We start from the raw sequence: 15,762 nt of genomic DNA, 5'->3' as shown, positions 1-15,762 counted from the left end.
TAAACGTGACGAAGGGGCCGGCAGTGGTGCCGGCCCTGACAATTCAACCTTGTTTCACCCGCCGATACGGGATCGACCGTGGCAAAGCAGTTCATACGCCTTATGCCGGTCGCCAGTGGCCATCACGCCAGTGAATTGGCGGTGCGATAGCGGCCGTCATAATCAAAAATCTTCTCTTTGATCTGCCAGAAGCGCCCTGACTTGCGGGCGATGACAAAATCGGGGTGGCGAAACTGATGTTCCACCGCCAGCACGCTCGCCAGGGTGGCAAATTCGGGCTCCAGCCCCGGGGCGGGCCAATGATGACGCACAAAGTGCTGTTGAAACAAGCGCCGTGCGCCTGCCGAGTGAAATCCGAAGTACTCATTGAGGGTGAGGCCATCCTCGTCGTGATAGACAACCTCCAGCCGCTCCCCCTGTTTGCCGCGCCCGGCCGCCAAGGTCAGCCCCGCGCAGCGGATCACCATGCAATCCTTGAGATTGAGCGCCTCCTTGAGCTTGTCGTCAGGGTCCACCAGCAGTTGATCGCAGCTCTGACAACGGCGGGCTGCGATGTCGTTTTCACTGCCGCAGACGGGGCAGATCTTGGCGCGAAAGCGGTAGTCGCACTCCTCGCGGTTGCCCTCATCATCTTCAAACAGCCCCTGACAGCGGCGACCGTAGTGTTCGATCACCTTGCCATCCTCGTCGGTCTTGCCCCAGAAGGTGTTGGCAAAGCCGCAGGCGGGGCAGGGCACCTGCACCGGCTCGGTGCCGGCATGGGGTCTGGGCTCCCCCACTTCGGGAGCAAACAGGTTGAAGTTGTTGCCGGCGTAGTCGAGCACCAGACAATCAGTCTTGCCGGGCGACAGGCGCAGGCCCCTGCCCACGATCTGCTGGTAGAGCGAGACCGACTCGGTGGGGCGCAGCATCACGATGAGGTCGACGTGGGGGGCGTCGAAGCCGGTGGTGAGCACCGCCACGTTGACCAGAAACTTGAGCTCGCGCGCCTTGAAGGCGCTGATGAGGGCGTCGCGCTCCGGCCCCGAGGTGTCACCTGTGATGAGGGCCGCCGGCTCCCCTCTGGCATCCAGCAGGCCGTGAATTTCCCGAGCATGCTCGACGGTGGCGGCGAAGATCATCACCCCCTGCCGCTCGCGGGCATACTCCAGTACCTGGCTCAGGATATGGGGGGTGACCCGCTCCTGACGCTTGAGCTCGCCGTTGAGATCCGCCTCGCTGAACAGGCCATTCTCCCGCGCCACCAGCTTGCTGAAGTCGTAGTGAACGATGGGGGCATCCACCATGCGCGGCGGCGTCAGGTAGCCGTTTTTGACCATGAAGCGCAGCGGCAGCTCGAACACGCAGTCGCCGAACAGCCGCTCGCCGTGGCTCTTGACCATGCCGTGGTAGTGGCGCCGGTAGATCCAGCCCAGACCGAGCCGATAGGGGGTGGCGGTGAGGCCGAGGATCTTGAGGGCCGGATTGGCGGCCTTGAGGTGGCCTAACACCTGATGGTACTGGCTGTCATCATCGAGTGAGACCCGGTGGCACTCGTCGATGATGAGTAGCGAAAAAGCGCCGTCGAAGGCCTCCAGATTGCGCGCCACCGACTGCACCGAGCCGAACACCACCTGGGCGCGGGCCTCCTTGCGATTGAGGCCGGCGGCGAAGATGTCGGCCTGGAGGCCCCAGGCTTCGTACTTGGCGTGGTTCTGCTCCACCAGCTCCTTGACGTGAGCCAGCACCAGTACCCGGCCGCGCGCCTTGCGGGCCAGCTCGGCGATCACCAGACTCTTGCCGGCCCCGGTGGGCAGCACCACCACGGCGGGATCCGGGTGTTTGCGAAAGTGGCTGATGACGGCGTTGACGGCGTCGGTCTGGTAGGGTCTGAGAACGAACATGCGGGCTGGGTACGTCGACGAGGGGCGGAGCAGGGTGGCGCCATTATAGGGGACTTGGCGCCAAAAAACAGCGGGCCGGCATGGTGCCGGCCCGCTGGCTGCGTCGTTGCGGCTTAGTGGAAGGGGAAGATGTAGTTCATCCAGCTGGCCATGCGCAGCAGTACCTTGCGCATGATGGCCACGTGATGGAAATGCTTGGTGTAGATGGCAGCCTGACCGCTGGAGCCGGCTATCACCTGATACTCCTGCCAGCGCGGGTCGGTGATCTTGATGCGCACCGGCAGGCGGCCGGGGATCACCGCCGAACTCTGGTCGATCAGTGCGGCATTGGCCTGCACGTTGCCCGAGGCGATGGCGGGGATCACTGCTTCTACTTCACCCTTGAAGATCTTGCCGGGGATGCCGTCGATCACCACTTCGGCCTCGTCCCCTACCGCCAGGCGCTGCATGCTGTTTTGCCAGAACCAGCCGACGTAGGCATTGTCGTCCTCGTGGATGAAGGTCATCACAGGGCGATACATGAAGGGAGTGGCGATCATGCCCGGGCGCAGGGCCAGCTGTACCACATGGCCGTCGCTCGGGGCATAGACCACGGTCTGGTCGAGCTGATACTTGGCTTCGCGCAGCTGGGCCCGTACATCGTCCAGGGTGGCTTGTTGCTGATCGAGCTGGGCGACCAGATCGTCGACATTGGCCTGGGTCACGTCCAGATCGCGCTGCTTGCCGATGCCGCGGCGCATCAGCTCGGCGGCGCGATCCCGGTCGAGCTTGGCCGAGCGCATGCGCGCCTCGATGGATTTGAGGTGCTCCTCGTTGGAGCTGACCCTGGCCTCCAGGCTCGCGGCGCGCTGGCGGAACGGCTCGTCGTCGATACGAAACAGCACGTCACCCTTCTTCACCTTCTGGTCCGGCTTGACCGCGACCTCGCTGACCCGGCCCTTGACCAAGGGAACGATGGGGGTGGAGACGTAGTAGTTGCGCGCCATCTCGGAGTAGGGGTGGTTGTAGTTCATCAGCATGATGAGGGTGCCGATGAGCAGCACGCCGCCGAGCACGGCGGTGGGCACGGTCCACTTGTTGAGCGGGATGCGGAAGATTTTGAAGACAGCTACACAGATGGCGGTGTAGGTGAGTACCAGCAAGAGATCCATGATCACTCCTTCTCTTGGGTCAGCTGATCGAGGCGGCTGCGCAGGGCGGCGACCTCATCCTTGAGCTCGGCGAGATGCTTCTCGTCGCGCTCGATACGCTGGGTAAAGCCCCAGCCCCGATCCTCCCGGTAGAGGGTCGCCCAGATCCAGAGGAAGGGCCACAGCACGTGCAGGGTAAACAGGCTGACCCAGCCGGCCACGTGAATGGCATCCTGATGGGGATGCTGACGATGCTTGGCTATTTCATAGGGAATGTCGTGAATGACGATGACCCCGTAAAAGATGACCAAACCCACAAAAAAAAGCAGACCAAGAGCAAAATAATCGAGTGTCATTTATGCCTCCACCGGCGTGACGCACAGCATTGTCATTGGAGCCCGGGTTCTGCAACACAACCAGCAACCGGGTTTCCATCCTGTTGGGCCCGAAATCTTAAGCAATCTTGTTGTACTGAAGCTTAAGTGGCTTCGAAATCGTCAAGATAGATGACGGTATTATTGGGGCGAGTCCATAAAGTCGTATCCATGACAAGGACTTACGCAGGGAGTATGGCATCAGTGAGGGGAAATTAGCAGCAAAAAAAGGAGCCTTTATGGCTCCTTTTCTGACATGTTTGGCGTGGATCAGCTTTCGCTGGCCTTGCCGATCAGGGCGGGTCTGAACTTCATCAGGAAGGCGACGGTCACCACCAGAGTGCTGGCCAGACCGATGAGGGTGGAGACGCCCATCTCCAGTCCAAACCCGATGGGGGCGTTGGCCAGATAGGTGAACACCACGGCGGTCATGAACATGGCCGGCAGGGTGCAGACCCAGTGCAGCTTGCCCTCTTTGGCGAGGTAGGCGGCGGCGGCCCACAGCATCATCACGGCGGTGGTCTGGTTGGCCCAGCCGAAGTAGCGCCAGATCACCCCGAATTCGGCCTTGGAGATGATGAAACCGAGGATGAACATGGGGATGGCGATCAGCAGTCGCTTGGCCATCGGCTTCTGGGTCAGGTTCAGGAAGTCCGCCACGATGAGGCGGGCACTGCGAAACGCGGTATCACCGGAGGTGATGGGCAGGATCACCACGCCCAGGATGGCCAGGATGCCACCGACGGTGCCGAGCAGGCTGGTGGAGACCTCGTGCACCACGGCAGAGGGGCCGCCGCTGGCCAGGGTGGCGTTGAGCGCTTCTGTGCTGTCGTAGAAGGAGAGCCCCAGGGTGCACCAGATGAGGGCGATGATCCCTTCACCGATCATGGCCCCGTAGAAGATGAAGCGGCCGGATTTCTCGTTCTGCATGCAGCGCGCCATCAGCGGGGACTGGGTGGCGTGAAAGCCGGACACGGCGCCGCAGGCGATGGTGATGAACAGCAGCGGCCAGAGCGGCAGCTCGGTCGGGTGCAGGTTGGAGAAGTCCATCCCGGTGTTATAGAAGCCTTTGCCGGAGACGATGAGGCCGATGATGAGGCCGACCGACATGAACACCAGCAGGGCGCCGAAGATGGGGTAGAAGCGGCCGATGATCTTGTCGATGGGGACTATGGTCGCCAGGATGTAGTAAGCGAAGATGGCCACAATCCAGTAGACCAGGTCGGTGGAGGTGAGGTTGGCCAAGAGGCCCGCCGGGCTCAGCACGAACACCACGCCCACCAGCATCAACAGCACCACGGCAAAGAGGTTCATGAAGTGCTTGGCGGCGGTGCCCAGGTGCTCACCGACCACGGTCGGCACAGAGGCGCCCTTGGCGCGTACCGACAGCATGCCGGAGAAGTAGTCGTGAACCGCGCCGGCGAAGATGCAGCCGAACACGATCCACAGCATGGCGACCGGGCCGTAGAGGGCACCCAGGATGGGGCCGAAGATGGGGCCGACGCCGGCGATGTTGAGCAGCTGCACCAGGTAGACCTTCTTGTCCGACATGGGGACATAGTCCACCCCGTCCGCCATGGTGATGGCGGGGGTTTTCAGCTCGGGTTTTGGCCCGAATATCCGCTCGATGAATTTGCCGTATACGAAGTAGCCGGCTATCAACAAGCCGACACAGAGGAAGAACCAGATCATTGCTACGCTCCTGCTTTGTTATTTTTTGGTGTGCGCGGCCAGTGTAGGGGCTTGCACTGTTAACGGCAGGTAAAAAGGGGCGAGCGGCCGTATGGCGACCCGAGCGGTTGGCGCTCGTGATCCGGCTCACACCGCGCGGCTCACTCCAGCCCGAGCTGTTCCTTCAACTCCTTCAGGTAGCGGCGGCTGACCGGTACCTGGGCACCGCTCGGGGTCACTATCTCCGCCAGCTGATTCTCCAGCAGCCGGATTTCAAAGATGGCGGTCGGGGCCACCAGATACTGGCGGTGGCAGCGCAGCAGCGGGGTCTTCTCTTCCAGCGATTTGAGGGTGAGCTGGGTGTGAAACAGCCCGCCCTGGCTGGCGACGTGCACGCCGCCGAGATCGGAGAAGGCGTACTCCACCTGTTCGATGGGCAGCAGCCGCACCCGGTTGTGCAGGTAGCCCGGAATATGGCGAATGGCGGGGGCGATCGCCGTCATGGGCTGCGGGCTGAGATCCTGTCTCAACCGCGCCAGCGTCTTGGCGAGGCGGGCCGGCTCCACCGGCTTGAGCAGGTAGTCGAAGGCGTTCTCCTCGAACGCCTGGATGGCGTAGTCGTCAAACGCGGTGACGAACACGATGCGGGGCAGGGGATCGAGCATGGCCACCAGCTCCATGCCGCTCAGCTTGGGCATCTGGATGTCGAGAAACACCACGTCGGGTCTGAGCCGCTGAATGAGCGGCAGCGCCTCGATGGCGTTGGTGGCCGTCCCCAGCAGCTCGATATCGGGCTCGGCGGCCAGCTGCTGCATCAGCTCCTCGCGGGCATACGGCTCGTCATCGACGATGAGGGTGCGGATCATGGGGTTCTCCTGCGTGGCTGGGGGGCAAAACTGGCGTGGTGTGACGGCCGGATCATGGCGCCTCCCTGGGCAGGGTGACGGAAACCCGGGTCCAGCAGTCGGGCTCGCAGCTGACGCTCAGGCCGTAGCGGTTGCCAAAAGCGCTCTTGAGGCGCCGATCCACCAGGGTCATGCCGAGCCCGTCACCGGCCGGTTTCTCCTGCCAGGTGCCGGCATTGTCTTCGACGTGAATGGTAACCCGATCCGCCGTCTGCTCGGTGTAGAGGCGAATGCGCCCCTGCTCCAGCAGGGTGGAGATGCCGTGCTTGATGGCATTTTCAATCAGTGGCTGCAGGGTGAAGCTCGGCAGCTTGAGGCCGGCGAGGTCGGGTGGAATGTCGTTTTGCACCGTCAGCCGGTCGCCAAAGCGGGCCAGCTCGATCTCCAGATAGGATTGGCAGTGCTCCTGCTCCTCCTGCAGGGTGGCCAGCCCGCTCTGGCGCTTGAGGTTCTTGCGAAAGAACAGGGAGAGGTGGAGCAGCAGCTGGCGCGCCCGCTCGGGCTCGCTCCGGGTGATGGCACTGATGGTGTTGAGGGTGTTGAACAGAAAATGGGGGTTGATCTGGGCCTGCACCAGCTTGAGTTCGGACTGCACCAGCAGTCGCTGCTGCTGTTCCAGCCGGCCGGTCAGCAGCTGCTGGGAGAGCAGGTTGGCGATCCCTTCCCCCAGGGTGTGGTTGATCTTGAGAAACAGCCGCTTCTTGGGTTCATAGAGCTTGATGGTGCCGATCACCCCCTCGTCGCCGTGCAGCGGGATCACCAGCACAGAGCCGAGCTGGCACTGAGGCGAGATGCTGCAGCGGTAGGGCTGGCTGTTACCGTCGGCAAACAGCACCTTGTTCTGGGCGATGGCCTGCATGGTGATGGCGGAGGTGATGGGGGTACCCGGCTTGTGGTGATCCTCGCCGATGCCGATGAAGGCGAGGATCTTGTCGGTATCCGTGATGGCGACCGCACCGACCCCGGTCTCCTCCTGCACTATCTGGGCGATGCGGGTGCTGGCCTCGGGGGTAAACCCCTGGCTCATGATCCCCACGGTGCGGTTGGCGATGGTGAGCGCCTTGGCGGAAAAAACCCGGGAGAACTTCTCGTACATCCGCTGCTGGTCGCGGATCATGCTGATGAAGAGGGCCGCACCGCAGGAGTTGGCGAGGATCATGGGGGTGGCGATGGTGCGCACCAGCAGCAGGGATTTGTCGAACGGGCTGGCTACCAGCAGGATGATCACCATCTGCATGATCTCGGCGTAGAGGGTGATGAAGAAGGCGATGCGCGGCTCGAACAACGCATCCATCTTGCCTGCCCGCATCAGTCGCCAGTGCACCAGTCCGCCCAGCAAGCCTTCGCAGGTGGTGGAGATGGCGCAGGCGAGATCGGTGAACCCCCCCAGGGTATAACGGTGTATCCCGCCGGTCAGTCCCACCAGAAATCCCACCAGCGGGCCTCCCAGCAGTCCCCCCAGCACGGCGCCCACGGCGCGGGTATTGGCGATGGCATCGTCGATATCCAGCCCCACATAGGTACCCAGAATGCAGAAGCAGGAGAAGATGAGGTAAATCAGCACCTTGTGGGGCAGCCTGACCGAATAGTTGGTCAGTGGGCGCAGCAGCGGACTCTTGGAAAAGAGGTAGGCGATGACCAGACTGACGCTCATCTGTTGAAGCAGGGAGAGGACCAACTGCATAAAAAACGTTCCTCAGAGTCCGTGCCGAAAAAAGCGGCAGTCTTGAATAAATGTGATCAGGATCTTGTTCTGTGGGCCATTCTGGCCATAACGCCGGCGAAGTGTGCCAGAAACGCGGAATAAAACCATATCAAATCAGCATGTTAAATTGATATTTGTGTAATTGCCCAAGGATTGATATTGCTGAATTGAGCATGAATGTATCCGTTGGATACGCCACACGGAGGTGGCATGCTCCGCCCGACCAGCAGGTCGGGCGTTTTTTATCCAGGGGACGTGGCAAACCATTTTGAGGGTAATCGGGCAATTATTCAGGTTTGTCCAATGAGTTATCCCCAGCTTCTGGGGATAACTCAGAATGCAAAATAGTAACAGAAGCGTCGGGTCAGGTTGAAAAACAGACGCTGCCCTTCGTCCAGATCTTCCTGCTTGAGAAAGGATTTGATGGTGCGCTCATCCTCCCGCAGGTCGACCATGGCCACCCCTTCCGGTCGTTGTGCCTTGATGTAGGGCAACACCTTGGGCTTGAGGGGCATGGTGGGTTCGGTGGAGAGCACCAGGGCCACCGAGTCGTCGGAGAGCAGCACCAACGAGCCCGGCGGATAGACCCCCAGTACCTTGATCAGCAGCTTGACCAGATCCTGGTCGAATTTCTTTTGCGACAGCTTGTAGAGCTGGCTGATGGCCTGGCTCGGCGCCGCCGGTGTCGCGCTGTTGCGCGGGTGCAGCAGCTCGTCATAGTAATCCACCAACCCGATGATCCGTGCCAGCGGCGGGATCTCCCCCCCCTTGATGCCAAGGGGAAAGCCACTGCCGTCGAGCCGCTCGTGATGCAGGTGGGCCACCTGACGGATCTTGGGCTCGAAGGCCTGCAACTGGGTCAGCATCTCCAGTCCGTACTGGGGGTGCATCTTGAGGAAGTTCTGCTCCGACTTGTTGAGTTCCCCCCGCTTCTGGGTGATCTGGGTCGGGATCTTCAGCTCGCCAATGTCGTGCACCAGCCCGGCCAGGCCGGTCTCCTCGATCTCGATGGGAGTCATGCCCAGCTCCCGTGCCATCAACATGGCGATGAAGGCCACGTTCAGGCTGTGCTGCAGCAGGATGTCGGTATGGGGGCTGCGAATGAGGTGCAGCCCGAGGGGGCCCTCGTGGGCGCTGATGCGGGCGGCGGCGTTGCGCACTATCTGCGCCGTGTTGGCAAGCCCTTCGTCCGGCTTGAGGTTGAGGGCGCCCAGGGCATCGCGCAGCTCGGACATGGACTGGCCGAAGGCCTTGTCGGCGGCGCGCAGGGAGCGGCGAAATGCCTTCTCGTCAAACGGGGGAGGGCCGCTATCCTCCGGCTCTTCGACAACGGAGAGATCGGGGCCTGGGCTCGGAATATCGCCACGCAACAGGGGCTCGAGAGGGAGGTCGCTCTTGTCGGGGTCGACCATCAGCAGATTGAGGTCAAGGTGGCGGATGATGTCGAGTTGCTGTTGATCCTTGATCTTGAAGGCATTGAACATAAAAGGGTGATTGGTCCATCCCGTGGGAAGATGGATATAGTGACCGACCCGCAACTGTTCTATGGATGCCTGTATCAGCGCCATACGCTCGCTCGCATTTCATGAATGCCTATGAACAAGCTAGCAAAATTAAGCAGATAGACAAACAAAAAAGCCCGCGCATGTGCGCGGGCTCTCGAGTCGACTCAGCTTATCAGGCTTTGGACTTCTTCTTGCCTTCTACTTTGGCATCAACCTTGGCGGCAACCTGGGCCTCCTCGGTGAACGGACGGCCGTAGTAGGTGTCCAGCAGGATGGCTTTCAGCTCGCTGATCAGCGGGTAGCGCGGGTTGGCGCCGGTGCACTGGTCATCGAAGGCTTCCACGGCCAGCTGGTCAACCTTGGCCAGGAAGTCGGCCTCGGCGACGCCGGCTTCACGGATGGAGGCCGGGATACCCAGGGTCGCCTTCAGCTCGTCCAGCCATACCAGCAGCTTCTCGATCTTGGCGGCGGTACGGTCACCGGCGGCGGTCAGACCCAGGTGGTCGGCCACTTCGGCGTAGCGACGACGAGCCTGCGGACGGTCGTACTGGGAGAACGCGGTCTGCTTGGTTGGGTTGTCGTTCGCGTTGTAGCGGATGACGTTGCTGATCAGCAGGGCGTTGGCCAGGCCGTGCGGGATGTGGAACTCGGCACCCAGCTTGTGGGCCATGGAGTGGCACACACCCAGGAAGGCGTTGGCGAACGCGATACCGGCGATGGTGGCCGCGTTGTGTACCTTCTCACGAGCGATCGGGTCGTTGGCACCGTTCAGGTAGCTGGAGGGCAGGTAGTCCTTCAGCAGTTTCAGGGCTTGCAGTGCCTGACCGTCGGAGTACTCGTTGGCCAGCACGGAAACATAGGCTTCCATGGCGTGGGTCACGGCATCGATACCACCGAAGGCGCACAGGGACTTGGGCATGCCCATCACCAGGTTGGCGTCGACGATGGCCATGTTCGGGGTCAGCTCGTAGTCGGCCAGCGGGTATTTCACGCCGGTGGCGTCGTCGGTCACGACCGCAAACGGGGTCACTTCAGAACCGGTACCGGACGTGGTGGTGATGCAGACCAGTTCGGCCTTCACGCCCATTTTCGGGAACTTGTAGATACGCTTGCGGATGTCCATGAAGCGCATGGCCAGATCTTCGAACGCGGTGTTCGGGTGCTCGTACATCACCCACATGATCTTGGCCGCATCCATCGGTGAACCACCGCCCAGGGCGACGATCACGTCCGGCTTGAAGGAGTTGGCCATTTCGGCACCCTTGCGCACCACGGACAGGGTCGGGTCGGCTTCGACTTCGTAGAACACTTCCACTTCCATCTTCAGGCCCTTGAGCAGACGAACCACTTCGTCGGCGTAGCCGTTGTTGAACAGGAAGCGGTCGGTCACGATCATGGCGCGTTTCTTACCTTCCAGGTCGCCCAGGGCGATCGGCAGGGAGCCACGACGGAAGTAGATGGATTTCGGAAGTTTGTGCCACAGCATGTTTTCTGCCCGTTTTGCGACTGTCTTCTTGTTGATCAGGTGCTTGGGACCCACGTTTTCGGAGATGGAGTTGCCACCCCAGGAGCCGCAGCCCAGCGTCAGAGACGGTGCCATCGCGAAGTTGTACAGGTCACCGATACCACCCTGAGTGGTCGGGGTGTTGATCAGAATACGGGCAGTCTTCATCTTGTCGCCGAAGTACTTGATGCGGTCGGCGTTGCGATCCTGGTCGGTATAGAGACCGGAGGTGTGGCCGATACCACCCAGGTTGACCATGTCGCAGGCCATCTCGACGGCTTCTTCGAAGTTCTTGGCACGGAACAGACCCAGGGTCGGGGAGAGCTTCTCGTGAGCGAACTCTTCCTCTTCACAGATCTTCACGCCTTCACCGATCAGGATCTTGGTGTTGGCAGGCACGGTGACGCCAGACATTTCAGCGATCTTGACCGCAGGCTGGCCCACGATGTTGGCGTTCATGGCGCCGTTGATCAGGATGACCTTGCGGACCTTGTCGGCTTCTTCCTTGGACAGCACATAACCATTGTGAGTGGCGAAACGCTCTTTCACCTGGTCGTAGACGGAGTCGACCACGATGGCGGCTTGCTCGGAGGCACAGACCACGCCGTTGTCGAAGGTCTTGGACATCAGGATGGAGGCGACGGCACGCTTCACATCGGCGGTTTCGTCGATGACGACCGGTACGTTACCGGCACCTACGCCGATGGCGGGTTTGCCGGAGGAGTAGGCGGCCTTCACCATGCCCGGGCCACCGGTGGCCAGGATCAGGTTGATGTCGTTGTGTTTCATCAGGGCGTTGGAGAGCTCAACAGAGGGTTGGTCAATCCAGCCGATGATGTCTTTCGGGGCACCGGCGGCAATGGCTGCATCCAGTACCAGCTTGGCAGCGGTATTGGTGGAGTTCTTGGCGCGGGGGTGCGGGGAGAAAATGATGGCGTTGCGGGTCTTCAGAGAGATCAGGGACTTGAAGATCGCGGTGGAGGTCGGGTTGGTGGTCGGTACGATACCGCAGATGATGCCTACCGGCTCGGCGATGGTGATGGTACCCATCTCGTCATCTTCGCTGAGGATGCCGCAGGTCTTCTCTTCTTTGTACTTGTTGTAGATGTATTCGGAGGCGAAGTGGTTCTTGATAACCTTGTCTTCGATGATACCCATACCGGACTCTTCCACGGCCATCTGGGCCAGGGGGATACGGGCGTTGTTGGCGGCCAGGGCGGCGGCACGGAAGATCTTGTCTACCTGCTCTTGCGAGAAGCTGGCGAATTCACGCTGCGCTTCTTTGACGCGGGCAACCAGTGCATCCAGTTCAGCCAAATTGGTTACTGCCATGTTTATCTCCTGATGATTTGAAAACTGTTTAGTAAGACCTTGGCAATGCCCGGCAATTATAGATGCCCTGTCAAGAACAGAATCACCACAACGGGGTATTTACATGCCTTACTAAATCGCTTTCTGAGTCGATTATAGAGCGGGGCTGACTCAGAAAAACTTGATCTGGATCATGTGTAACAAAAGAACAAAAGAAATTTTGTTTCACAATACATGTTTGCCAGATGTTGCGCAGTTGTTTAGTGAGCCAGAGGCGGGATGAATGGTGCGTGAACAGGGGCTCACGCGCCATTTTTCAAGCAGTTAGCACGATCACGTCCCAATGTCCCCGGTCCGTGCCCAGGGGCAGAATGGGGGCGGCATTGTGATAGAAACGGCGATCATCCAGGATCAGATACTCACCGACGTTTAATTGTTGTTGGAAAAATGGTTGTTCTTTTAATCCATGATAGAGCTGCAAGGCGCCGCCGCTGACCCCTTCACTGCCACAGAAGAAGACCCCGATGAAGTCAAAGCCATCCTGATGCACCCCCTCCGGCGCGGGTGGGACGCTCTCCCCTTCGCCGGTGACGATGCGCATCTGGTGAATGCCGATGGCCTGACCGTCTTCCAGCCGGGTGTGGCGGGCGAACAGTTTCAGCAGTTGTATAAAGGAGGGGTGAGCGACGAAGGCAGGCTCCAGCTCGGCATAGGTTCTGGGCACATCCCCCAGAAACTTGTTGATGGCGGCCGCCTGAAAGAAGACGCCGTTGTCGAGAGGCTGAAAGCGGGAGCCTTCTTTCTCCACCCGGCCGTAGCGGCGCTGGCGAAAGCTGCCCTGAATGTAGGGATCAACCGGCAGTCGCCCGAAGAAGCCCTGCAATGGGGTCAGGGTGCCTGCGGGCAGTGCATCCAGGTGCCACTGCAACTTGATGTCCGTATCAATCATCACGAAATCCTTGTTTGCTGAGATGAAATGTTGCGGCCAAACTCCATGGCCGGATAAAACTCGAAGCGATTTTATCAGAGTGTTAAATCGCGACAATCTTTATTAACAATTCAATCTGTCGAATTTTGTCGATGCATTAGAGGAACTAACTGAAAAGCCACGGAAAGGGTGAGATTATTTGATTGGTGAAGGTTTCGGGCATGATGTAAATTTACGCTCGGTTTATCGGGGTGGCCCACAGGGCCTCGTACTACTTCTGGATGGCGCCTATGGCAGCGATTGACGTCTCTTTATATCTGAAGTTTTTCATCGGTTTGTTTGCGATCATCAACCCGCTCGGCTTGCTGCCTGTGTTCGTCAGCCTGACCAGCCATCAGACGCCGGAAGAGCGGATGAAGACTAACACCACCGCCAACATTGCGGTGATGATCATCCTGCTGGTCTCCATGTCCATGGGGCAACTGATCCTGGACGGGTTTGGCATCTCGCTGGCCTCCTTTCGCATCGCCGGCGGCTCGCTCATCACCCTGATCGCCTGGTCCATGCTGCAGGGCAAGCTGGGGGAGGTGAAGCACAACAAACAGGAGAAAGGGGAACTGGCCGCGCGGGAATCTGTCGCTGTGGTGCCGCTGGCGCTGCCGTTGATGGCGGGCCCAGGTGCCATCTCCTCCTCCATCGTCTACGCCAGTCAGAGCACCTGGTCCCAGATGCTGGGCATGTCGCTGGTGGTGATGGTGTTTGCCTTCTGCTCCTGGCTCATCTTCCGCGCCGCCCCCCTGCTGTTCAAGGTGATGGGTAACACCGGCATCAACGTGGTGACCCGGATCATGGGTCTCATCATGATGTCGCTGGGTATCGAGATCATGGTGGCGGGGATCAAGGGGGTCTTCCCCGGATTGATGTGATTCAGGTCTGTTTTGTTGGAGCCGGTCCTTGTGACCGGCTTTTTATTGTTTCTTTTTTGTTGGTCATTTCCTAGAATCGAGCGGGTTTGTATAAAAAACGTCCATTACGGGATATTTAAATTCTGAATAATTGGTCAAAAGCTGCTTTTTTGACCATGAAGTCCAGTCCTGCCTGACGATATCTATTGCATTATCAGAAATGTCAGGGAATTATGCTGGCAGCGGGGTACTTATCTCGTTGATGGAAAAATGCATGGAATGTTCTTGTGGAGTATGGAAATGACTCATAAAAAAACAATGATTAATACCCTATTGGTGGCAGCTCTGTTTGGTGGTGTCAACGCGGCACAAGCCGCCGATGTGCCCGCAGGTACCAAGCTGGCTGAGGTTCAGCAGCTGGTGAAAGGCAACGGCTCCGAGCCCGCAACCCTCGACCCGCACAAAACCGAAGGAACGGTTGAATCCAATATTCTGCGTGACCTGTTCGAAGGTCTCGTCTCCTCCGGCCCCAAGGGGGAAGTGCTCCCCGCCATGGCCGAGTCCTGGGAAACCAAGGACAACAAACACTTCGTCTTCCACCTGCGTAAAAACGCCAAGTGGTCCAACGGGGATCCGGTCACTGCCCACGACTTCGAATATGCCTTCAAACGGGCCGTCGATCCGAAAACCGCCTCTCCCTACTCCTGGTATCTGGAGATCCCGACCATCGTCAACGCCTCCGACATCATTGCTGGCAAAAAGCCGTCAGATACGCTGGGCGTGAAGGCGGTGGACGACTACACCTTCGAGGTGCAGCTGGAGAAGGCGGTGCCTTACTTTGTCAGCATGCTCTCCCATACCACCACCTACCCGGTGCCGAAGAAGGTGATCGAGAAGTTCGGTGACAAGTGGACCCAGCCCGGCAACATGGTATCCAACGGCGCCTATGTGCTGAAGGATTGGGTGGTCAACGAGCGCGTCGACGTAGAGCGCAACAAAAACTACTGGAACGACGCCAAGACCGTCATCAACAAGGTGACCTATCTGCCGATCCAGTCCACCAACGCCGAGCTGAACCGCTATCTGGCTGGCGAAGTGGATCTCACCTACAACATGCCCATCGAGCGTTTCAAGCAGATGAAGAAGGATCTGCCGAACGAGGTGAAGGTGAGCGGCTACGTCGGTACCTACTACTACCAGTACAACTTCAAGAAGAAGCCGTTTGATGACGTGCGGGTGCGTACCGCGCTCTCCTATGCCATCGACCGCAACGTGATCGCCGACAAGGTGATGGGCAAGGGGGAAACTCCGGGCTACACCCTGGTCCCTGATTTCGTGGATGGCTTCAAGCCGGTGGCGCCGGCCTGGTCCAAGCTGACCCAGGCAGAGCGCGATGCCAAGGCGAAAGAGCTGCTGACCGAAGCCGGTTTCGGCCCGGGCAAGCCGCTCAAGTTCGAGCTGCTCTACAACACCGACGACAACCACAAGAAGGTGGCGGTTGCCGTGGCCTCCATGTGGAAGAAGCTGGGCGTGCAGGTAAGCCTGGTCAACCAGGAGTGGAAAACCTATCTGGAGACCAAGAAACAGGGTCAGTTTGACGTGGGCCGTGCCGGCTGGATCGCCGACTACAACGAAGCCTCCTCCATGCTGGATCTGATGCAGACCACCCACGGCAACAACGACGGCAAATACTCCAACCTGGCGTTCGACAAGTTGATGAACGAGTCGCGCAACCAGGTGGATGCCGAGGCGCGCAACAAGCTCTACGTCCAGGCTGAAGAGATCCTGGCCAAGGACATGCCGATCGCCCCCATCTATCAGTACGTGACTTCCCGTATGGTCAAGCCCTACGTGGGCGGCTATCCGGCCAACCCGCTGGACAACCTGTACAGCAAAGACATGTACATCATCGCCCACTGATTTTCGTTACAAGTCGCATAA

General features: G+C 59.6%; 11 protein-coding genes. 2 read left to right on the top strand and 9 right to left on the bottom strand.

What is annotated here, in order from left to right; genetic code table 11:
• Positions 1-122: 122 nt before the first annotated feature.
• The 9 genes from AB5Y98_RS09225 to AB5Y98_RS09185 form a co-directional block, all read right to left on the bottom strand.
• Positions 123-1,883, bottom strand: a complete 1,761-nt coding sequence (locus tag AB5Y98_RS09225; protein WP_368231785.1) for a DEAD/DEAH box helicase — start codon at positions 1,881-1,883, stop codon at positions 123-125.
• 113 nt (positions 1,884-1,996) lie between these two features.
• Positions 1,997-3,034 carry an HlyD family secretion protein gene (locus AB5Y98_RS09220; RefSeq protein WP_005302227.1) on the bottom strand — a complete coding sequence of 346 codons (1,038 nt, stop codon included), beginning with the start codon at positions 3,032-3,034 and terminating at the stop codon, positions 1,997-1,999.
• A 2-nt stretch (positions 3,035-3,036) separates the two neighbouring features.
• Positions 3,037-3,369, bottom strand: coding sequence for a DUF3302 domain-containing protein (locus tag AB5Y98_RS09215; RefSeq protein WP_005302225.1), 333 nt, complete (start codon positions 3,367-3,369; stop codon positions 3,037-3,039).
• A 288-nt stretch (positions 3,370-3,657) separates the two neighbouring features.
• Positions 3,658-5,079, bottom strand: a complete 1,422-nt coding sequence (locus AB5Y98_RS09210) for a carbon starvation protein A (protein WP_010633644.1) — start codon at positions 5,077-5,079, stop codon at positions 3,658-3,660.
• A gap of 140 nt (positions 5,080-5,219) precedes the next feature.
• Positions 5,220-5,924 (bottom strand): two-component system response regulator BtsR, encoded by a 705-nt coding sequence (gene btsR / locus AB5Y98_RS09205; protein WP_279972454.1) that lies wholly within the window; start codon positions 5,922-5,924, stop codon positions 5,220-5,222.
• 52 nt (positions 5,925-5,976) lie between these two features.
• Complete coding sequence (locus AB5Y98_RS09200) at positions 5,977-7,647, bottom strand: LytS/YhcK type 5TM receptor domain-containing protein (RefSeq protein WP_368231784.1); 1,671 nt, start codon at positions 7,645-7,647, stop codon at positions 5,977-5,979.
• A gap of 353 nt (positions 7,648-8,000) precedes the next feature.
• Positions 8,001-9,236, bottom strand: coding sequence for an HD-GYP domain-containing protein (locus AB5Y98_RS09195; RefSeq protein ID WP_005302214.1), 1,236 nt, complete (start codon positions 9,234-9,236; stop codon positions 8,001-8,003).
• A gap of 109 nt (positions 9,237-9,345) precedes the next feature.
• The gene (gene adhE / locus AB5Y98_RS09190) at positions 9,346-12,009 is read right to left on the bottom strand and encodes a bifunctional acetaldehyde-CoA/alcohol dehydrogenase (protein WP_005302211.1); all 2,664 of its coding nucleotides are present in this window, start codon (positions 12,007-12,009) and stop codon (positions 9,346-9,348) included.
• A gap of 295 nt (positions 12,010-12,304) precedes the next feature.
• Positions 12,305-12,937: a 2OG-Fe dioxygenase family protein gene (locus AB5Y98_RS09185; RefSeq protein WP_005302208.1), complete on the bottom strand. Its 633-nt coding sequence runs from the start codon at positions 12,935-12,937 to the stop codon at positions 12,305-12,307.
• 269 nt (positions 12,938-13,206) lie between these two features.
• On the opposite strand from AB5Y98_RS09185, the gene AB5Y98_RS09180 reads away from it, so the two are divergent.
• Together AB5Y98_RS09180 and AB5Y98_RS09175 are read left to right on the top strand one after the other, a co-directional pair.
• On the top strand, positions 13,207-13,842 hold the full coding sequence (locus AB5Y98_RS09180; RefSeq protein WP_005302204.1) for a YchE family NAAT transporter: 636 nt from the start codon (positions 13,207-13,209) through the stop codon (positions 13,840-13,842).
• 279 nt (positions 13,843-14,121) lie between these two features.
• Positions 14,122-15,741, top strand: a complete 1,620-nt coding sequence (locus AB5Y98_RS09175; RefSeq protein WP_017764221.1) for an ABC transporter substrate-binding protein — start codon at positions 14,122-14,124, stop codon at positions 15,739-15,741.
• The last annotated feature ends 21 nt before the right edge of the window (positions 15,742-15,762 follow it).

The organism is Aeromonas sp. s3 (assembly GCF_040907805.1).
Classification (GTDB): domain Bacteria; phylum Pseudomonadota; class Gammaproteobacteria; order Enterobacterales; family Aeromonadaceae; genus Aeromonas; species Aeromonas dhakensis.
The sequence above is the reverse complement of the archived record's forward strand: the minus strand, read 5'-3'. Positions and strand labels throughout refer to the sequence as shown.